The following is a 19,001-nucleotide window of genomic DNA, read 5'->3' on the forward strand; positions in this document are numbered from 1 at the left end:
CGATTTTGGGACTGCGCCGGTCGTGCGCTAATCTTCAGGAGTCAGCGCGCGGGACATACCGCAAGGCGCGGCGGGGCTATAGCTCAGTTGGTTAGAGCGCATCCCTGATAAGGATGAGGCCACAGGTTCAAATCCTGTTAGCCCCACAGATGAAGATCGGGCGTCTCCCCTATGGGAGGCGCCCGATCTGCGTTTACGTCCTGGACACCGACGGTGCCTTTTGTCTACGAGCTTTCTCTGCGAGCTCCACGTCATCCTCGCGGGAATTCCGGTGCCCCGGCAATGGCCCGATCCCTCGACCCGGCCCCCTCGTCCGGCACCGGTCCCTCCCCTCGTGGGGACCGGTGCCGGACGTCGGGATTCGAGTTCGACCCTGTCGGCGCGGATCGAGCGGCGTCGCGCGCGCCGTGGCTCTCCGGCACGTTCGCGGACGCAGCATGATCCTGCCTGCTGAGGCCCGCAAGGAGGAGCGTCCGGTCTCCGGACCGGGGTTTTGTCGCAGGTCAGCCATATAGAGTGAGTTTTCCGGTCCGGACGTCCAGGCGCGGAGGGAAGCTGGGGGTGGACACCTTGAGTGGCGACTCAGGGGCGCGCACAGCCCTCGCCGAGCGTCTTGCCCTGCTCTACCGGGAGGCCGGCAATCCGCCGCTCAAACGGGTGTCCGAGGCCGTCGCGCGGCTGCAGCGGGTCGATGAACGCGGGCGCCCGGTACGGGTCTCCGCCCAGCGGATCAGCGACTGGCGGCGCGCCCGTAACGTGCCCGCCCAGTTCGCCGCCCTCGCTGCGGTGCTGCACGTACTGATACCCCAGGCGCGACGTCTCAGGCCCACCTCGGTCTCGCCCGGTCTGTACGAACTGGCGCACTGGCAGCGCCTGTGGGAGCGCGCGCTGACCGGTCCGGCCGCCGCGCCCGCCGAGGAGCCGGAGCAGGAGCAGCCCGTCGCCGGGGTGTGTCCCTACCGTGGGCTGGCCTCCTACCGGCGGCAGGACGCCCGCTGGTTCTTCGGCCGCGATCGCAGTACCGCCGCGCTGGTCGCCCAGTTGCGCGAGGTGGCGGACACCGGCGGCCTGGTGATGCTCGTCGGAGCCTCGGGGGCGGGCAAGTCCTCGCTGCTGAGCGCCGGTCTGGTGCCCCTGCTGCGGGAGGACGCCGAGACGGCGCGCGAGGTGCTCCAGCTGGTACCGGGCGCCGATCCCCTGGCCGAACTGACCCGCCGTGTACCGGGGCTGGCCGCCGTACCGGAGCCGGGTGCTCCGGGCTTCGTCGAGGCGGTGCACGAGGCGATGGCCGCGTGGGCCGGACCCGGCGAGCGGCCCGTGGTCATCGTGGACCAGTTCGAGGAGGCCTTCACCCTCTGCGCCGACGACGGCGTCCGGCGCACCTTCGTGCAGACCCTGCACGCGGCAGCGTCCCCCGGCCCGACCGGTGAGGCGGCGCCCGTGCTGGTCGTGCTGGGCATACGCGCCGACTTCTACGAGCAGTGCCTGCGCTATCCGGAGCTCGCCGACGCCCTCCAGCACCGCCACATGGTGCTCGGCCCGCTGACGACCGCGGAACTGCGGGAGGCGGTCACGGGGCCGGCCAAGGCGGTCGGACTGGAACTCGAACCGGGTCTCGCCGAGCTGATCGTCCGTGAGGTCAGCGCCGACGGCCCGCGCGGCGCGCACGACGCGGGCGTTCTGCCGCTGCTGTCGCACGCCCTGCTCGCCACCTGGCAGCGCCGCAAGGGCGGCCGGCTCACGCTCGCCGGATACCGGGCGGCCGGCGGTATCCAGGGCGCGGTCGCCGCGACCGCCGAACGGGCCTGGTCCGGGCTCGACCCGGCGGCGCGCACGGCGGCCCGGCTGCTGCTGCTCCGGCTCGTCAGACTCGGCGAGGACACCCAGGCCACCCGCCGCCGCGGCACCCGGCGCCAGCTCGCCCAGGAGTCGACCGACCCGGGCAAGACCGAGGAGTCCCTCGAAGCGCTGGTCCGCGCCCGGCTGGTGACGCTGGACGCCGAGACCGTGGAGATCACCCACGAGGCGCTGCTGCACGCCTGGCCCCGGCTGCGTGACTGGATCGACGAGGACCGCACCGGCAACCTGCTGCGCCAGCGCCTGGAGGAGGACGGCCGGGCCTGGGAGGACTCCCGGCGCGACACCGCCCTGCTCTACCGGGGCTCGCGGCTCGAACAGGCCCACGGCTGGGCGAAGTCGGCCGGGGACACGCTGCTGACCCGCAGCGCGGTGGAGTTCCTGGCCGCCTCGGTACGGCTGCGGCGGCGCACGGTGTGGATCAGCCGGACCGCGGTGGCGGCGCTGCTCGCCCTCGCCGTGGTGGCCGCGGGCTCGGCGGTCGTGGCCTGGCAGCAGCGCGACGACGCCGTGTTCGAGCACGTCCTGGCCGAGGCCGACCGGGTGCAGTACACCGACCCGTCGCTGTCCGCCCAACTCGACCTGGTGGCCCACCGGCTGCGCCCCGGCGACGAGGGCACAGTCAACCGGCTGGTGTCCATCGTCAACGCACCGCTGGCGACGCCGCTGGAGGGTCACAAGGGCGCCGTCTACCTGACCAGCTTCCGCTCCGACGGCCGCGTGCTGGCCACCGCCAGCTACGACCGGAGCGTCCGTCTGTGGGACACCGCCGACCCCACCCGCCCGAGGCCCCTGGGCAAGCCGCTGACCGGGCACACCAGCTGGGTGAGCACCGCCGTGTTCAGCCCCGACGGAAACGTCCTCGCCAGCGCCGCGGACGACGGCACGGTCCGGCTGTGGGACGTGCGTGACGCGGCCCGCCCCCGGCCGCTGGGCGCGCCCGTGACCGGCCACGACGGCACGATCTACCTGCTCGCCTTCAGCCCCGACGGACGCACCCTGGCCGCCGCCACCGAGGAGCACGTCGTCCGCCTGTGGGACCTCGCCGACCCGGCCCGGCCGAAGCCGCTCGGCACGGTCACCGGGCACGCCGAGGCGGTCCGGGCGGTCGCCTTCAGCCCGGACGGCCGTACGCTCGCCACCGGCGGCGACGACGACACCGTACGGCTGTGGGACATGACCGACCCGCGCCGGCCCGAGGCGCTCGGTGCGCCGCTGACCGGGCACCGGGGGACCGTGCACTCGGTGGCCTTCAGCCCGGACGGGCACACGCTCGCCTCCGGCAGCGCGGACGACACCGTCCAGTTGTGGGACGTGCGACGGGCCGCGGCGCTCGGTGCGCCGCTGACCGGGCACACCGGGCCCGTGTGGTCGGTGGCGTTCAGCCCCGACGGGACGATGCTCGCGGCGGGCAGCGCGGACTCCACGGCGAGCCTGTGGAACGTGCGCAACCCCGCCTTCCCCTCCCAGGTCGGTGAGCCGCTCGCGGGCAGCAGCGGCGAGATGTACGCGGTGGGCTTCCGCTCCGACGGACGGACCCTGGCGACGGGCAGCGGCGACAGCAAGGTGCGGCTGTGGTCGATTCCCACGTCGGACATGATCGGCCGGATCGGCGCGTTCCGGCCGGACGGGCGGGTCCTGGCCACGTCCTCGCGCGACGAACGGGTCCGGCTGTGGGACGTGCGCCGGGCCGGGCGGCCCGTACTGCTCGGGGAACCGTTTCTGCCCGCCCAGGGCGACGCACAGTCCCTCGTCTTCTCGCCCAACGGCCGTGTCCTCGCGGTGATCACCGGCAGCCGCGCCGTGCAGCTCTGGGACGTCTCCGACCCCGCCCACCCGGTCCCCCACGGCCGCCCGCTCGCACTGCGCACCCGGTTTGCCGGGCCCGGCACACTGGCCTTCAGCCCGGACGGCCGGACGCTCGCGACCGCCTACGAGGACCGCTCCCTGCGCCTGTGGGACGTCTCCGACCCGGCCCGGCCCCGCCCCTTCGGGGCTCCCCTGACCGGGCACACCGGCTACGTCAACGCGCTGGTGTTCAGCCCCGACGGACGGGTGCTCGCCAGCGGTGGCGCGGACGGCGCGATCCGGCTGTGGCGGGTGGCCGAGCCGCGCCGGGCCGCCCGGCTGGGGAAGCCGCTCACCGGACACTCCGGGCCGGTCAACGCTCTCGCCTACAGCCCGGACGGGCGCACGCTGGCCGCAGGCAGCGACGACAACACCGTGCGGCTGTGGGACATCGCCGACCCGCTGCGGGCCCGCCCGCTGTCCCCGCTCACGGGGCACAGCGAGGCCATCGTGTCGCTGACCTTCAGCCCGGACGGGTACACGCTCGCCTCCGGCGGCAACGACGACACGGTCCGGCTGTGGGACGTCGCCGACCCGTCCGACGCCTCGGCGATCGGGCAGTCGATGAGCCCCAACGCCCGGACCGGCACGTTCCTGGCGTTCAGTCCCGGCAGTCACCTGCTGGGGGTCTCCAGCGGCACCGACACCGTGCGCCTGTGGGACCTCGACGTCGATACGGCAGTCCAGCGGATCTGCGCGGTCACACGCGGGGTGCTGACGCCGGACAGGTGGCGGGAGTATCTGCCGCGGCTGTCCTACGAGGCGCCGTGCGGGGAGGAGTGAGGCGCCTCATTGACAGCCTTGTTAGGGTTGTTGTCAGCCCGGTCGCTGGTGCATCCCCCGTCGCCAGCGATCGGGCCTTTCGCGTCCCGCCACGAACGGGGCCGTCGACGAGGCTGTTCATCTGACGTGTCGTCAGTTACCTTCCGGGCAGTGCGGTCGGTGCCGTACTCCTCGCGAAGGGGTGTGTCATGCCGAAGCGTCCCCGCAGTCCGCAGCCCCCGGGTGCGCCCCGATGGGTCGTGATGTTCCCCGGCCCTCCGACGGCTCCTGGACCGTGGGTGCCGAGTCGCCGTACCGGGCGCCCGTGCTGTACGCCGCCGGCCAGATGACCCAGACACTGCGGGCCCGCGGCGACGAGGCCGCCGTGGAGCTGTGGGGCCCGGAGGGCGGCGAGTGGCGGCGGTTCACCGCGGCGGTGAGGACCGCGGCCGCGCCGGAGGCTCCCCAGGGTGACGCCGGACCGGTGTTTCACGTGAAACATGCCGAGCGACTGGGCGACCGCCGTCAGCAGGTCCTGATGGCGGGGCTGAGCGGCGCGGGCCTGTACGACCTCACGGCCGAGGACCAGTCGGCCGTAGAGGCGCTGGTGGACCGGCTGGACGAGTCCACGCTGCGCCGGGTCGCGCGGTGGCCGGCACTCGCCGGTGGCCGCTGAGGGCCGGTTCGGCGGCCCGGCCCCTGGGCAGTCACCCCTCGTGACCACCCCAGGGACAGGAGCGCGCATGAAGGTGTCCATCGACCCGGAACTCTGTTACGGCTCCAACGACTGCGCGTACCGCGTGCCTTCCGTCTTCACGGTCGCCGACGGGCTCGGTGCCGTGCTGCCGGGCCAGGAGGGCACCGGGGAGGACCCGGAGGTACGGGACGCCGCCGAGAAGTGCCCGTCGCAGGCGATACGCATTGAGGGGTGAGCTACCTCGTCGAGGGGCGAGCCACGTTGCCGGGGGGTGAGCCACCTCGTCGGGGGGTGAGCTACCTCGGTGCCGTCCAGCCCAGATCGGTCAGTGCCAGCGCCCTCGCCTCCGCGACCGCCGCCCGGGCCGCCCGCTCGGCCGGGTCGACATGGGCCTCCTGGCCGGTCACCTGACCGTCCCACTTGCGGTAGAGCAGCCCCACCTCGGCGGAGAACCACCCCCGGCTCACCGCGTCCAGAGCAAGCAGCAGGCCGGTGTCCTCCGAGGCGGGCAATGCCATCCAGCCGCCGAGCGCGAGGAGCAGATCCCGTCGTACGAAGAGCGTGGCCGGGTGGACCGGGGCGCGGAAGCCGTGCGACTTCCAGTGGGCGAGGACCGTGCCGGGCGTGATCGGGCCGTGCTCGGGGTCGCCGGGAAAGCCCACGGTCGAGCCGTCGGGCAGGACGTCCAGGGCGCGCGAGGTGGCCCAGCCGATCGTGGGGTCCGCCTCCAGAGCGGCGAGGTCACGGGCGAGCGCGCCCGGCGTGAGCCGGTCGTCGGCGTCGAGGACCTTCACGTAGGTGCCGTCCGCGTGCGCCAGCGCGAGCGTGCGGGCCACGCCGGGCCCACCGGGGCGCCCCGGGCGTCCCTGACGGAAGGTCACCCGAGGGTCGTCGGGCTCATGCAGGGCGACCGTGTCCGTACGGCCGTCCTCCTGGACCAGCCAGTGCCACTCCCAGTCCGAGGGCAGCTCCTGGGCGCACAGCGAGTCGTAGGCGTCCCGCAGGAAGCGGGCGGAGGGGGCGTGGACTGCGGTGAGGACGGTGACGCGCCGGTTCACGGCGGCCTTCACCACCTTTCCGGATAGGTGGTGAACACCGGCTCCGTGCGGTCGCCCGGCGGGGTGACGCGGGAGAGGTCCACCGGGCGGTCATGGGCGGCTCGTCATGATCAGCCTACGGTTTCGGGGCGGACGCGCGGAGGGCGCCTCCCGGGTGAGAGGCGCCCCTGCGTGCGGAGTTGAGCCGGTCAGGCGGTGAGGCCCTGCTCCTCGGCGGCCCGCTGCCGGGCATCCGGCTGAGCGGTCGAGTCGGTCTTGCTGTCCCTCATGACCAGGGCGGAGAGGATCGCGGCGGCCAGGACGCCGATAGCGCCGACCGTGAAGGTCGTGGACATCGAGGCGGCGAAGGCCTCTCGGGCGGCCTGGACGAGGCCCGTGTCGCCCTGGGCGACCGCCAGCGCGTCCGGCAGGGAGGCCTTGGCCTGTGCCGGGGCGTCGGCGGGCATCTGGTCGCGGTAGTTGCTGGTGAGCAGGGAGCCGAGGATCGCGATGCCGAGAGCCGTACCGGCCTGCTGGATGGTGTCGTTGAGGGCCGAGCCGACGCCCGCCTTGTCGGCCGGGATGGTGCTCATCAGGGCGTTGACCGCGGCCGGCATGGCGAGCCCGGCGCCGAGGCCGAGCAGACCGAGCGCGATCGCCGGGACGGTGAAGCCGGTGCCGGCGTCGACCGTGGTGAGCAGGGCGAAGCAGCCGACCATCACCAGCATGCCGGTGAGGATCACGAAGCGGTTGCCGATCGAGGCGGCGAGCTTGACGCCGACGCCGTTGCCGACGAGCGCGGCGACGGCCAGCGGCAGGAAGGCGAGACCCGCCTTGACCGGGGAGTAGCCCAGGACGAACTGGAGGTACTGGGTCAGCACCAGCAGCAGACCGCCGTTGCCGATCTGGACCAGGGCCAGCGAGAGCGAACCGCCGCTGAAGTTGCGGTGCTTGAACAGGACCAGCGGGACCATGGGGGAGGAGGTGACGTTCTCCCAGACGACGAACCCGACCAGGGCGAAGACGGCGACGGCGAGGGCGGGCAACGAGTCGGTGCTGAAGGCGCCGTACTGCGGGATCTCGATGATCCACCACACCAGGGCGGTCATACCGGCCGCCGACAGCACCGCGCCCAGCGGGTCCGGCTTCTGCCAGGGCGCCTTCGACTCGGGCATCAGCAGCACACCGGCGATCAGGGCCAGGACGACGACGGGCACGTTGATCAGGAAGATCGAGTGCCAGGAGAAGTGGTCGATCAGGACGCCGCCGAGCACCGGGCTGCCGACCAGGCCGAGCATGGACACCGAGCCCCAGGCCGCCATGGCCCTGGGCCGCTCGTCCTCGTCGAACACCGTGATCAGGATCGACAGGGTCGACGGCATGATCAGCGCCCCGCCGATGCCCATCGCCACGCGCACCGCGATGACCTCACCGGGATTCGCGGCGAAGATCGCCGCCAACGAGGCCGCGCCGAACAGGACCAGGCCGATCAGCATCACCTTCCGGCGGCCGAAGCGGTCACCCAGGCTGCCGGAGGTGAGCAGCAGACCGGCGAAGACCAGGATGTAGGAGTCCAGGATCCACTGCGTGTCCTGTGCGCCGGCGCCGATGTCCTCGGTCATCGAGGGCACCGCCACGGTCAGCGCCATGCTGTCCACGACCAGCACGAGCGTGCTCAGGCAGAGCACGATCAGGATCCACCAGCGCCGGGGATCACGCGCCTTCCCCGTCTCCTGAACCCGCTGCCCCTCGGTCTGTGACTCCGGCCGGCCCATAGCTTCCTCCCTGCGTTCCGTGAACACCGTTCCTTCGATGCGCACACTGTACGCACAGCGGAACAGTGTGCGCAACCCTCGAACTGTGTACGCTGAGGGAGAACGATGTACGCATGAAGTCGCCGCAGGCCACGAAGGCCGACACGGCCGCAAAGCCCGGCGTGGGCGAGGCCGATGCGGGGTCACTGAGGCCTGCACAGGCCGCGAAAGAGGCGAGGAGACGCGATGGCCGACAGGACGAAGCCGAAGCCGCACCCGATCCCGTCCGTATGGACCCGGCCCCGGCGTGAGCCCGACCAGCCCGCGCTGAGCAGGCAGGCGATCGTCCGTGAGGCCGTGATCATGCTGGACGCCGAGGGCGTCGAGGCACTGAGCATGCGCAAGCTGGGCGCCCGGCTGAACGCCGGCGCGACCTCCCTCTACCGCCATGTGGCCACCAAGGACGAGCTGATGGAGCTGGCCGTCGACGAGGTGGCCGCCGAGCTGCGCGTGCCCGACGCCGGCTCCCCCGACTGGCGAACGGCCGTCACCGAGGCCGCCGTGTCCTTCCGCGCCACGGCCCTGCGCCACCCGTGGCTGTCCTTGGTCCTGGGCCAGGCGGGCCTCGCCTACCTCGGCCCCAACCTGATGGCGTACTCCGAGCGGCTCGCGGCCCTGTTCACGGCAGCGGGCTTCCCGGAGCCGAGCCGGGCCATCGACGCGGTGCTCGGCTATGTCATCGGCATGAGCACGACCGAGGCCGCGTGGCTGATGACCGTCGCCCGCTCCGGTGAGACGGAGGCCGAGTTCATCGCCCGCCTGATGCCAGCCGCGCGTGCGGCCGCGGCCGAGCACGAACTGCTCTCCGACGCCTACGGCACCGGGGACGCGGTCGCCGCGACGGTGGACCCGGTCGCGGTGCGGGACGAGAAGTTCCGGTACGGGCTGGACGTGGTGCTCGACGGGTTGGCGCTGCGGCTGCCCTCCGCCTCCTGAGGGCGGGGGCCGTTCGTCGAGCGGGCGCGGGTGCGCGTGAAGGCCCGGACGCCGAATGGTGCGGCCGGGCCTGCCCATGGGGGTGTGGTGCGCGGAGTCGTACGCGACTGTCGTACGTGCGTGACGTACGCGGATGTCGTACGCGATTCCGGTGGCCGTGACGGCATGGGCGCGTCACGGAGAGCCTGTCGTACTGGTGGGTCGGGAGGCGCGCTGCCAGGAGGTGCTTGTCCTGGGCGGGGCCTGCCCCGGGTGGTGCGTTGTTCGGAGGGGCGCTGCGGCGTCGTGCCGCGAGTCGTGCGTCTGCCGAAGCGTTGAGGTGTCGTTCTGCGGCGAGGCCGGGCTTCTTGGGAAGCGGCGTGGCTTCGCCCTGCGAGGCGGTGCATCCGCGAGGCCGGGGCGGTCAACGCTGGAGCGGAATCGAGACGGTGGTCGTGCCCTCGTGACTGCCGGTGTGGCTGCCGGTGGTGCTGACGGTGGGGCCGGAGGGGCTGACTGCGGGGCTGTCGATGTGGTGGCCGGTGGCGCTGGTGCTGGGGCTGTCGGCCTGACTGTCGACGTGACCGCTGGACTCGATGCCGTTGGACCCGATGCCGTCGGACCCGATGCCGTTGGACTCGGTGCCGTCGAATTCGATGCCATCGGACCCGATGTCGTCGGCCTCGATGCCATCGGACCCGGTGCCGGTGGCGCAGGAGTCGGTCTCCGGTGCGCTCGCCTCTTCCGTGTCCGCGAGCGGGAGTGTCCGGCAGCCGGGGGTCTTGCCGTGGGCCTCGGCGCGGATGCGCTGCTTCATCGTGGGAGGCAGTGACCTGGCCTGGGACCAGGCCGCCCAGAGCGACATCGCCGCCGACGTCGTGAGCGGGGCGTCGGTGTTGCGGGCGGTCTCGTTCTGCGGTACCGACGCCGCGGCGGCCGTACCGGCGGTGGTGGTGACGAGACCGAGCGCCGTGCACAGCGCGAGGAAGGCGGTGACGAAGGCGGTCCACAGCTGCATGACCTTGTTCCGGGCCATGATCCCTCACTTTCGGGTTGGGCGATTTGCGTACTTTCCTCATGATGTGTATGTGGGCTGAGAAGTGGTGGACCGACGCCCGTGGCGCGTCGATCGTCAGATGAACACCACCCGTATGGGTGCGGCGGCCCGAGAAAGCGCCTGGGAATGCCCGAGCTCGGCTCGTAAGGTCAGCAGACGGGATGAAATGTCACGTTCCGTGGAGGTGTGATCACCCTCAGATCGCAGTGGTGTGCGGTCGTCTACTGCGCTGTCCCGGAACGGAGTTGAGGCCCGGACGCAGGTCACCGATCGATATCGGTCGGTGTGTATAGTCGGGCGCCAGAGGTCCCCTACGTCAACGAAAGACGAGGTCGCGCGGTGAAGAAGCTTCTCCTGGTCGCACTGGCCGCCATCGGCGGGCTCCTCGTGTACCGCCAGATCCAGGCGGATCGCGCCGAGCAGGATCTGTGGACGGAGGCGACCGACTCCGTGCCCACGGGTTCCTGAGTCCCAGAATTCAAGATTCCGAACAGACCCCGGCCGCATGAGCGGTCGGGGTTTTGTGTGTCCGGGGCGCGCGGCAGGATGGGCCCTGGCCGACGAGGAGGGGTGGCACGCGATGGGGCGGCGTACGGGCTGGTGGCCGACTGGGGCGCAACACGGCCGGCTCACGGCACGCGCACTTCCCGGCGCGCTCTCGGCCGCACGCGCGCGCGTGGCCGCCTCGATGGTGTGCGCCGCCGCGCTCGGCGCGCTGACCGGGACGTACGCGCAGCCCGCCGCCGCGGCCGGGACGCCGGGCGGCTACGCCTTCGCCGACGACGCCCGCCCGGTCACGGCGGCGGAGAACACCACAGGTGCCGAGCGCCTGCAACTCGGCGGCACCTACCGCAGCAGCGTGGGAGCGGGTACGCAGGTGTACTACCGCCTCGACCTCGACGCCGCCTCCGACGCCTATGTCGCCGCCACGGCCGTCCCCCCTGCGGGCACCTCCGTCAGCACGCTCGACGGGATCAAGGTGTCCGTCCAAGACGTCGACGGCGGCGTCTGCGACCAGCAGACCAAGACCTTCGGCAGCGTCCACAGCGCCCGCCCGATCACCGCGGGGGCCGTGCGGGAACTGACCTCCCGGCGCTCACGCTGCCAGGAGGCGGGGACGTACTACGTGGTCGTCGAGGCGGTGAGGTCCGACGACGAGGTCTTCGCGCCGGACGACTGGGAGCTGGAACTGGTCACCGTGTCGGAGCCGAAGCTCGCCCGGTCCGGGGCCACCGAGGCGCCCGACTCCTGGAACTCCGCCCCGCCGTCCGACCTGACCGGCGACCCGAGGCCCCGTACCGGCGGCGCGGGCTTCGGACAGGCCACCCGCCTCGGCCAAGGGGTCTGGGAGGACGAGGTCCGGCCGGGGCAGACCCTGTTCTACGAGGTACCGCTGGGCTGGGGCCGGCAGCTGTACGCCACCGCGGAGCTGGGCAGCTCGCCCGGCGGGTCCGGTGCGACGGCGGGCGCTCTCGACCTGACCCTCTACAACCCGGTGCGCGGTCCCGTCGAGGACGAGCGTGTCGGCTACTTCGGGCGGCAGCAGTCGGCCGAGCTGGACCCGCTGCCGCCGGTCGCCCACGAGAACCGGTTCGCCGTGTCCGACCGGGTCAGCGGAATGCGGTTCGCGGGGTCGTACTACCTCGTCGTTCACCTCGCCGATCAGGTGGCCGAACGGTTCGGCGACGAGCCCCTGGGGCTGACCCTGCGCGTGCGCGTCGAGGGCGTGGCGCGTTCCGGGCCGGACTACGCGGGGGAGTCGGAGCCGGAGGGGTTGTTCGAGGTCGAGGGTGTGAGCGGGCTGCCCTCGTTGCCCGGGAGTGAAGGGCAGGGGACGGCCGCGGCCGAGGGGACCGCGGACGACGACATGGCGATGACGGCACTCGCGGCGGGCGGCATCGGCGGCGGGACCGCTCTGCTGGCGGGGCTCGTGGTCTGGACGGTTGCGGCGCGGCGGCGGGCGGGGTAAGGCGTCGGCCGGGGCGGGCGGGTCGGTTGCCGGGGCTTCCCGGAGGGGGCGCGCGCCCGTCGGTCAGATACGGGTCAGCGCCCAGAAGCCCACGGCGTAGCAGACCAGCGCGAGCAGCAGGACCGGGACCGTCACCTTGGGGGGCGGCCCTGGGCGCCTGCGGCGACGGCGGCGGTGCTGGCCGTCGGTGCGGGCAGCGGGAGCGGCCGCGGGCTGCGGATCTTCTTGTGCGGGAGTGGGAACCCGCGAGTCCCGAGCGGTGTACGAAGCAGTGGAGCCACCGATACGCGGCTGGGGCGCGAACGGGACCTGAGCAGGTCGGTAGGGCGTCGGCACGGAGGGCGCCGGGACCGGGCGGGGCGGGGGCGGGGGAGCCTGTGGGTGCTGATGCCCGCCGTGTACCGGTTGGTGACGGGGGCGGACGTCGGCCGGCGTGGGAGCCGGGTTCCCGGTCGGCGTCGGCGGCTGGTGCTGAGCCGGGTCCGAGGGCTGCCGGAAGGGTTGCGGCCGGGAACCCGTCAGCGGAGGCGGCAGATGGAAGCTCCCGGTGTCCGACATGGAGATCTGCGCGGCGGACCCGCTGTCGTGAGGGCCGGCGGCCCGGCCGGGGCCCGGCACGGACCCCGTGCTCTGCCGGGGATCATCCGGCACCGAGCCCGTGCCGGTCCCGCGCGAGGGAGAGAGGGACGGGGAAGAAGAGGGTGAACCGGCGAGACCGGCACGGACCGTCGTCCCGGACACCTCTCCCGAAGCCTCCTCCACACCCGGCGCCCGCCTGAGCGGCCCGGTGGGGCCGAACCCCGAGGGCAGAGGCCCCAGTTGGTCGAAGATCTCGATCAGCTCGTCGTCGGCCCCCGGCTCCGGCAGCAGCTCGGTCGCGGAGGCGAGCGCCTTGCGGGCTCCCGTGGCGGTGCGGAATCGGGCCTGTGGGTCCGGTTGCAGCAGGGTCGCCACGATCTGCCACAGCGGCTCGGGAATGCCCGTGGGGGCACCGGGCGTGCCATGGACCGTGAAGTAGTCGACGAGCGCCTTGGCGTCCGGCTTGGCGCCCTCCAGCAGATACAGCGCGACCAGCCCGACGGCGAACAGATCGGCCGGGAAGTCCGGCTCCGCGCCCTGGAGTTGTTCGGGAGCGAGATAACCGGGCGTGCCGACCACGAGGTTGGTCTCGGTCAGGCGTGGCTCGCCCAGCCGCATGGCGATGCCGAAGTCGGACAGGCGCAGCCGGGGGCGCCCGGTTCCGGTGGCCTCCAGCAGAAGGTTGGCGGGCTTGATGTCGCGGTGCACCACGCCCTCGGCGTGCACGGCGGCCAGGCCGGAGAGGAGCTGGTCGACAAGGGTGGCGACGAAGACGGGCGGCAGGGGGCCGTAGTCCCCGACGAGGCGGACCAGCGACCCTCCGGCGACCAGGTCCATCGTGAACAGGACCTTGTCGTCGTCGGCGGCCCAGCTGGCCGGGGCGAGGACATGGGGGTGGTCGATCCGCAGAGCCTGTTCGCGGACGAAGCGCAGCAGCGAGTGGGCGTCGCGCTGCTGGAGCACCTTGGCCGCCACATAACGGCGCCGACGGTGGTCCCAGGCACGCCAGACCGCGCCGACGCCTCCGCGTCCGATCGGGTCGGCCAGTTCGTACCGGCCGGCGAACACCTCACCCATCGCTGTGCGCTGCTCCTCCCCCTGCGCCAAGACGCCTGACCGGGTCCCCGGGGTCCCTCGCTCCCCTTACTCCCCCGGCAACGCGCCGGTACTCCCCCGCGACGCGACCTTTGCCGCAGCCCGGGGCGCCGGCCGAGCGCGGTTGTCGGACGGGTGCCGGGACCGCGTGAGTCGGTCGGCGGCTGGTGCCAACCGGTGCACAGCACCCGGGATCGGGAGTGTCGCGGAACGCCGTCCGCGGTGTGGCCCTGGAGCGGCACGACCCCCTCGTCCCGTTCCGGCCGTCGGCCCGGCCGCCGCCCCCTCGGCGTGCCGGGCCGACGGACGGTCAGTTCTGGTGGGCCTGGTAGTGGGCGACGGCGTCGGAGGTGCGGCCCGCGCCGTAGACGCGGAGGAACTCGGCGAGTTCGGGGTGGGAGGGCGCGAGGGATTCGGCGGCGTCGATGATGTCACCGGCGGCGGCGACGGAACGCAGCAGCGACTGGATCTCCCGGACGACGCGCTTGACGGTCGGGGCACCCGAAGTGCTGGTCGTCTGCGTCACGTTGCTCAGCACGGAGCCCCCCTGCGACTTCTTGATCTCGTCCATGCGCTCGGTGGCCTCGGCCGCGCTCACGCTGCCGTCGGCGACCTGCGCGGCCAGCTCCTGGAGCAGCTGCACGCGCTGGACGACGGCAGGGTTGCCGATCTTCGCCCGCTGACCGCTCATCAGCTGCGACAGCATCGGTGCCGACAGTCCCAGTACCCCCGCGAGACGAGCCTGGTTGAGCCCAAGATCGTCGATGAGCTTACGGAAGAGCGCCCCCAGCGGCTCCCCGTACCAGTTCCGCTGCAGTTCCCGCGCTCTCGCGGTCGCTTCCTGCTGTGCGGCGTCCATTGCGTCTCCCCATCGCTTCCCCAAGAACCGCGGTTCGCTGTCGCGAACCACGCCGAGCATCTTACGGAGAGTGGTCGGCCACAGGGAGCCCCATCTTTTTGCGAGATCCCGGGGGTGACCCGGTACTCTGGTCTGCGGCGCCTGCCGGTACGAACGACTTCCGGCGGGAGGCTTGTCGCGGGGCCTTAGCTCAGTTGGTAGAGCGCTGTCTTTGCATGGCAGATGTCAGGGGTTCGACTCCCCTAGGCTCCACCCCGTACAACCCCTCCGACCTGCGGAAACGCGGTGGGAGGGGTTGTTTTTCACGCCCGCGCGCGCGAAGTGCGCGTCGGCGTGCGGCAGTTCCGGGTGCGAGCCCCGGCTGCGAGAGCCCGGTCGCGAGGCCAGGGGCGAGGCCGGGCAGAGCCCGTCACAGGCCCGGTCGAGAGGTCCCGCACCCCACACACGGCGGAGCCGCCCGCTTGTCGCGCGGGCGGCTCACCGGCCTGGTGCCGCTGGGTGGCTCAGCGCCCGTCCTCCCGCTTCGCCGCCTCTTCCTCGGCCTCCTTGGCCTGGACCTCCGGGTCGAGGACCTCGCTGCCGTCCACGGACGTCAGGGGGCCCGACTCGGGGACCTCGGTCGCGGCGGGGGGCTCGACCAGCCAGTCGGGGTTGGACTGCTTGTCCCACCACTTCCAGGCGGCGACGGCGGTGCCCGCGAGGAGGCCCGTCACGGCGAGGAACTTCAGCACGCGGCGGCCGCGCGCCCGGCGCTCGTGGCGGCGGATCACCTTGCGGATGTCCTCGGGCGTGACCTGGCCGCGCAGGGCGGCCAGCGCGGCGGCACCCCGGGCGGCCGCCTCGTCCTTCACGGGCACGGCCGCGGCCACGGCCTGTTCGATCATCGGCCGGGAGTACTCGGCGGCCTGCCGGGAGTATTCGGCGGCCTGCTTGGAGTACTCGGCGGCCTGCCTCGCGGCGACGCGGGTACGTGCCGCGGCCTCCTGCGCGGCCAGGTCGACCTTGGGGGGCACATGTGTAAGGGCGTCCGCGATGCGGGGCGCGAGACGGGACTCGTACTGCGCACGTGCCTGCTCGGCGGCCAGGGCGACCTTCGGCGCGATGCGTACGCGCGCCTCCTGCGCGTAGTGCGCGGCCCTTTCCTTGGCGGTGTCGGCGTAGGGCGCCACCACTTCCGCGGCGTGCAGCACGCTGTCCTTCGCCGAGCCGGTCGCGGCGCGCACGCTGTCGATGCGGGTCACGGGATCCTCCTCCTCGGTGGCGATACGTTATTTCGACTTTCCACCCTTTTACGGATCATGCCTGCTGGAGCGTCCGGCGGCATGTGAGGGCGGGCATATGGGTGCCGATGGACATGATCGATCCCAACAGGGGGCGAACGTGAGGCAACAGGGGCTTGTCGTCGACAATGCCACGGATTGCCCTGTTGTGCTGCGGAACACCCGGGGCGGGCGACGCACGGCGCCCGGCGTGCGAGGATCGGGGAGTCACAGAAAGACAACGGAAGGCAGATCGTGGCCGAGCATCTCCACGCCACCCTGAAGACCAACCACGGCGACATCGAGATCCGGCTGTTCCCGGACCACGCGCCGGAGACGGTCAAGAACTTCGTCGAGCTCGCCCAGGGCGAGCGTGAGTGGGTCAACCCGGCCACCGGTGCGAAGTCCACGGACAAGCTCTACGACGGCACGGTCTTCCACCGCGTCATCAGCGGCTTCATGATCCAGGGCGGTGACCCGCTGGGCAACGGCACGGGCGGCCCGGGCTACCAGTTCAAGGACGAGTTCCACCCGGACCTGCGCTTCGACAAGCCGTACCTGCTGGCCATGGCCAACGCCGGCCCGGGCACCAACGGCTCGCAGTTCTTCATCACCGTCTCCCCGACGGCCTGGCTGACCCGCAAGCACACCATCTTCGGCGAGGTCGCCGACGCCGCCGGCCGGAAGGTCGTCGACGCCATCGCGGGCGCCCAGACCAACCCGCGCACCGACCGCCCGCTGAACGACGTGGTCATCGAGTCGGTCGTCGTCGAGAAGCGCTCGAGCTGACCCCTGCCGGGCCTTCGGGCCCGACCGCTCCCACAGGGAGCCGCTGGGAACCAATGGTCCCGCTCGTCCGTAGGGATGGGCGGGGCCTTCTTTTACGGGGCCTTCTTCCCCTACGTCTTCGACGACCGAGGTGACATCGATGGAGCAGCAGGTGCCGGACGCGCAGCCCGTCCCGGTGTGCTACCGCCACCCGGACCGCGAGACCGGTGTGCGCTGCACCCGCTGCGAGCGCCCCATCTGCCCCGACTGCATGATCAGCGCCTCGGTGGGCTTCCAGTGCCCCGAGTGCGTGCGGGGCACCACCGGGGGCGGACCAGCCCCGCGCGCGGCGGCTCCGCGCACGATCACCGGCGCCACCGTGGTGGGCGACACCCGGCTGATCACGAAGATCCTGATCGGGATCAACCTCGCGGTGTTCATCGCCGTCCAGATGTCGGACGCGCTGCTGGAGAAGCTGGTCCTGATCGGCTCCTGGCCGCCCGCGCCCTGGACGCCGACGGAGGGCATCGCGGAGGGCGAGTGGTACCGGCTGCTGACCTCGGCGTTCACGCATGAGGAGTTCTGGCACATCGGCTTCAACCTGCTGAACCTGTGGCTGCTGGGCAGCCAGGTGGAGGCCACGCTGGGCCGGGCGCGCTATCTCACGCTCTATCTGGTCTCCGGCCTCGCGGGCAGCACCGTCGCCTATCTGCTGGAGGCGCCGACCACGGCCACACTGGGGGCCTCCGGTGCCGTCTTCGGTCTCTTCGGCGCCTTCGGCGTCCTGATGCGCCGGCAGAACTACGATCTGCGTCCGATGGTGCTGCTGCTGGCGATCAGCATGGGCTTCGCCTTCAGTCCGGGCTCGAACGTCTCCTGGCAGGCCCATCTCGGCGGCCTGGTGGCCGGCGTCGTGATCACCTACGCGATGGTCCACGCCCCGCGGGAGCGGCGTGCGCTCGTGCAGTTCGGGACCTGCGGACTCGTGCTGGCCGTGATCGTCCTCGCCACCCTTTTGAGGACGGCTCAGCTCACCTGAGCACCCCTGTTGTCCACAACCTGTCGCGGATCTTGTGCACAGTGTGCGGGAACAGCTGTACCCCCTGTCACTGACCCGTGTTTCCGCAGGTCAGGCAGGGGGCGAACAGGTTTTCGACCTAGAGTGGACGCCGGTAGTTCCTTCACACCGGCGTCAACCTCGGAGAGGTTATCCACAGATCGTCTTTCTTTTCCCCAGCATGTGGAAAGTTGCTGTGGATAACTCAGTGGATAGCCCTGGGCAGAGCTGTGTTCAGCCCGGGGTCGCCGTTACTTCCACTGCGTGGAGACGCCGAATCCGGCCGCGATGAACCCGAAGCCGACCACGATGTTCCAGTTGTCCAGACTGTCGATCGGCAGCGACCCGTCGGTCACGTAGAAGACGACGATCCAGGCCAGACCGATGAGGAACATGGCCAGCATGACGGGCGCGACCCAGGCGCGGTTGGTGAGCTTGATGGCCTGGGCCTGCCTGGAGGGCGGCGGCGTGTAATCGGCCTTCTTGCGGATACGTGACTTCGGCACGAGGGTCTCTCCTGTCGATGCGCTGCGTGGCCGCGCAGGGTCTGGTTCGGGCTCGGGGCAGCGTACAAGGGGACACTGATTGCTCCCCCGGGCGTCAGTTAGCGTAGTGCTTCCGTGGCGCCTAAGGAGATAAGGGTACGTTGAGCAATTCTGCCGACTCCCCCCAGCCGGGATCCAGCCCCGACCGCCGAGGACGTTTCCGTCCCGCGCGGGTGCTCACGGTCGCCGTCTTCGCGCTCGCGGGCCTCATCTTCTTCACCAGTTTCAATACGGCCAAGGGCACCAATATCCGCACGGACACGTCCCTGCTCAAGCTTTCCGACCTCATCCAGGAACGCAGCCACAAGAACGGCGAACTGGACGAGGCGAACGCCACCCTGCGCGAACAGGTCGACTCCCTCGCCGACGCCGACGACGGCAGCACCGAGGCCGAGGACGCCCGGCTCACCGCCCTGGAGAAGGACGCGGGCACCCAGAAGCTCAAGGGCAAGGCGATCACCGTCACCCTGAACGACGCCCCGCCGGACGCCACCGCCAAGCTGCCCGGGTACCCCGAGCCGCAGCCCGACTACCTGGTCATCCACCAGCAGGACCTCCAGGCCGTGGTGAACGCCCTGTGGCAGGGCGGGGCCAAGGGCATCAAGGTCATGGACCAGCGGCTGATCTCCACCAGCGCCGTACGCTGCGTCGGCAACACCCTGATCCTCCAGGGCCGCGTCTACTCACCGCCGTACAAGATCACGGCCGTGGGCGACCCGGGGAAGCTCCGGAAGGCGCTCGGCGCCAGCCCCGCGATCCAGAACTACATGGTGTACGTCAACGTCTACGGCCTCGGCTGGAAAGTGGAGGAGAACGGGACGGTGACTCTGCCGGGTTACTCGGGCACAGTGGATCTGCACTACGCCAAGCCCGTGGAGTAGCT

General features: G+C 71.7%; 15 protein-coding genes, 2 tRNA genes and 1 pseudogene. 11 read left to right on the forward strand and 7 right to left on the reverse strand.

Going from position 1 to position 19,001, the window contains the following annotated elements:
* The first annotated feature begins 72 nt into the window (after positions 1–72).
* The 4 genes from ABZZ79_RS14545 (at position 73) to ABZZ79_RS14560 (ending at position 5,399) form a co-directional block, all read left to right on the forward strand.
* Positions 73–146 (forward strand) — tRNA-Ile (locus tag ABZZ79_RS14545).
* A 415-nt stretch (positions 147–561) separates the two neighbouring features.
* The gene (locus ABZZ79_RS14550) at positions 562–4,488 is read left to right on the forward strand and encodes a hypothetical protein (protein ID WP_356689268.1); all 3,927 of its coding nucleotides are present in this window, start codon (positions 562–564) and stop codon (positions 4,486–4,488) included.
* 232 nt (positions 4,489–4,720) lie between these two features.
* Positions 4,721–5,143 carry a hypothetical protein gene (locus tag ABZZ79_RS14555; protein WP_356689269.1) on the forward strand — a complete coding sequence of 141 codons (423 nt, stop codon included), beginning with the start codon at positions 4,721–4,723 and terminating at the stop codon, positions 5,141–5,143.
* 67 nt (positions 5,144–5,210) lie between these two features.
* Positions 5,211–5,399: a ferredoxin gene (locus tag ABZZ79_RS14560; RefSeq protein ID WP_356689270.1), complete on the forward strand. Its 189-nt coding sequence runs from the start codon at positions 5,211–5,213 to the stop codon at positions 5,397–5,399.
* Between the two features lie 61 nt (positions 5,400–5,460).
* Here the strand turns inward: ABZZ79_RS14560 and ABZZ79_RS14565 are convergent, their stop codons facing one another.
* Positions 5,461–6,222 carry a glycosyltransferase family 2 protein gene (locus ABZZ79_RS14565; protein ID WP_356689271.1) on the reverse strand — a complete coding sequence of 254 codons (762 nt, stop codon included), beginning with the start codon at positions 6,220–6,222 and terminating at the stop codon, positions 5,461–5,463.
* A 188-nt stretch (positions 6,223–6,410) separates the two neighbouring features.
* Entirely contained in the window at positions 6,411–7,976 is a 1,566-nt protein-coding gene (locus ABZZ79_RS14570; RefSeq protein WP_356689272.1) for an MFS transporter, read from the reverse strand.
* Between the two features lie 225 nt (positions 7,977–8,201).
* Here ABZZ79_RS14570 and ABZZ79_RS14575 point away from each other — a divergent pair, with 225 nt between their 5' ends.
* The gene (locus ABZZ79_RS14575; protein WP_356689273.1) at positions 8,202–8,951 is read left to right on the forward strand and encodes a TetR/AcrR family transcriptional regulator C-terminal domain-containing protein; all 750 of its coding nucleotides are present in this window, start codon (positions 8,202–8,204) and stop codon (positions 8,949–8,951) included.
* A gap of 721 nt (positions 8,952–9,672) precedes the next feature.
* Here the strand turns inward: ABZZ79_RS14575 and ABZZ79_RS14580 are convergent.
* Positions 9,673–9,966, reverse strand: a pseudogene (locus ABZZ79_RS14580) (DUF6344 domain-containing protein); the annotation flags it as partial.
* Positions 9,967–10,326: 360 nt separating this feature from the next.
* Here ABZZ79_RS14580 and ABZZ79_RS14585 point away from each other — a divergent pair.
* Together ABZZ79_RS14585 and ABZZ79_RS14590 are read left to right on the forward strand one after the other, a co-directional pair.
* The gene (locus ABZZ79_RS14585; protein WP_003999697.1) at positions 10,327–10,455 is read left to right on the forward strand and encodes a DLW-39 family protein; all 129 of its coding nucleotides are present in this window, start codon (positions 10,327–10,329) and stop codon (positions 10,453–10,455) included.
* A gap of 112 nt (positions 10,456–10,567) precedes the next feature.
* Complete coding sequence (locus tag ABZZ79_RS14590; protein ID WP_356689274.1) at positions 10,568–11,956, forward strand: hypothetical protein; 1,389 nt, start codon at positions 10,568–10,570, stop codon at positions 11,954–11,956.
* 63 nt (positions 11,957–12,019) lie between these two features.
* On the opposite strand, the gene ABZZ79_RS14595 is transcribed toward ABZZ79_RS14590, so the two are convergent.
* Positions 12,020–13,612 carry a protein kinase gene (locus ABZZ79_RS14595; protein ID WP_356689275.1) on the reverse strand — a complete coding sequence of 531 codons (1,593 nt, stop codon included), beginning with the start codon at positions 13,610–13,612 and terminating at the stop codon, positions 12,020–12,022.
* A gap of 328 nt (positions 13,613–13,940) precedes the next feature.
* On the reverse strand, positions 13,941–14,489 hold the full coding sequence (locus ABZZ79_RS14600) for a DNA-binding protein (RefSeq protein WP_356689276.1): 549 nt from the start codon (positions 14,487–14,489) through the stop codon (positions 13,941–13,943).
* Positions 14,490–14,668: 179 nt separating this feature from the next.
* Here ABZZ79_RS14600 and ABZZ79_RS14605 point away from each other — a divergent pair.
* Positions 14,669–14,741: transfer RNA gene (locus tag ABZZ79_RS14605), tRNA-Ala, on the forward strand.
* 251 nt (positions 14,742–14,992) lie between these two features.
* Here ABZZ79_RS14605 and ABZZ79_RS14610 read toward each other — a convergent pair.
* Positions 14,993–15,730 carry a DUF5324 family protein gene (locus ABZZ79_RS14610; RefSeq protein WP_356689277.1) on the reverse strand — a complete coding sequence of 246 codons (738 nt, stop codon included), beginning with the start codon at positions 15,728–15,730 and terminating at the stop codon, positions 14,993–14,995.
* A 273-nt stretch (positions 15,731–16,003) separates the two neighbouring features.
* Between ABZZ79_RS14610 and ABZZ79_RS14615 the strand changes: the two genes are divergently transcribed.
* Together ABZZ79_RS14615 and ABZZ79_RS14620 are read left to right on the forward strand one after the other, a co-directional pair.
* Positions 16,004–16,537 carry a peptidylprolyl isomerase gene (locus tag ABZZ79_RS14615; RefSeq protein ID WP_356689278.1) on the forward strand — a complete coding sequence of 178 codons (534 nt, stop codon included), beginning with the start codon at positions 16,004–16,006 and terminating at the stop codon, positions 16,535–16,537.
* A 139-nt stretch (positions 16,538–16,676) separates the two neighbouring features.
* Positions 16,677–17,555 (forward strand): rhomboid family intramembrane serine protease, encoded by an 879-nt coding sequence (locus ABZZ79_RS14620; RefSeq protein WP_356689279.1) that lies wholly within the window; start codon positions 16,677–16,679, stop codon positions 17,553–17,555.
* Positions 17,556–17,824: 269 nt separating this feature from the next.
* Here ABZZ79_RS14620 and crgA read toward each other — a convergent pair whose 3' ends face one another.
* Positions 17,825–18,079, reverse strand: coding sequence for a cell division protein CrgA (crgA, locus tag ABZZ79_RS14625; protein WP_356689280.1), 255 nt, complete (start codon positions 18,077–18,079; stop codon positions 17,825–17,827).
* 140 nt (positions 18,080–18,219) lie between these two features.
* On the opposite strand from crgA, the gene ABZZ79_RS14630 reads away from it, so the two are divergent.
* A complete protein-coding gene (locus tag ABZZ79_RS14630) occupies positions 18,220–18,999 on the forward strand; it encodes a DUF881 domain-containing protein (protein ID WP_356689281.1) in 780 nt (259 codons plus the stop codon).
* The last annotated feature ends 2 nt before the right edge of the window (positions 19,000–19,001 follow it).

Source organism: Streptomyces sp. NPDC006458 (assembly GCF_040612135.1).
GTDB lineage: Bacteria > Actinomycetota > Actinomycetes > Streptomycetales > Streptomycetaceae > Streptomyces.

Coding starts and splice junctions, on each gene's coding strand:
- ABZZ79_RS14555 (WP_356689269.1), top strand. CDS start 4,721: ATGGGTCGTGATGTTCCCCGGCCCTCCGACGGCTCCTGGACCGTGGGT.
- ABZZ79_RS14620 (WP_356689279.1), top strand. CDS start 16,677: ATGGAGCAGCAGGTGCCGGACGCGCAGCCCGTCCCGGTGTGCTACCGC.
- ABZZ79_RS14600 (WP_356689276.1), bottom strand. CDS start 14,489: ATGGACGCCGCACAGCAGGAAGCGACCGCGAGAGCGCGGGAACTGCAG.
- ABZZ79_RS14590 (WP_356689274.1), top strand. CDS start 10,568: ATGGGGCGGCGTACGGGCTGGTGGCCGACTGGGGCGCAACACGGCCGG.
- ABZZ79_RS14570 (WP_356689272.1), bottom strand. CDS start 7,976: ATGGGCCGGCCGGAGTCACAGACCGAGGGGCAGCGGGTTCAGGAGACG.
- ABZZ79_RS14560 (WP_356689270.1), top strand. CDS start 5,211: ATGAAGGTGTCCATCGACCCGGAACTCTGTTACGGCTCCAACGACTGC.
- ABZZ79_RS14575 (WP_356689273.1), top strand. CDS start 8,202: ATGGCCGACAGGACGAAGCCGAAGCCGCACCCGATCCCGTCCGTATGG.
- ABZZ79_RS14595 (WP_356689275.1), bottom strand. CDS start 13,612: ATGGGTGAGGTGTTCGCCGGCCGGTACGAACTGGCCGACCCGATCGGA.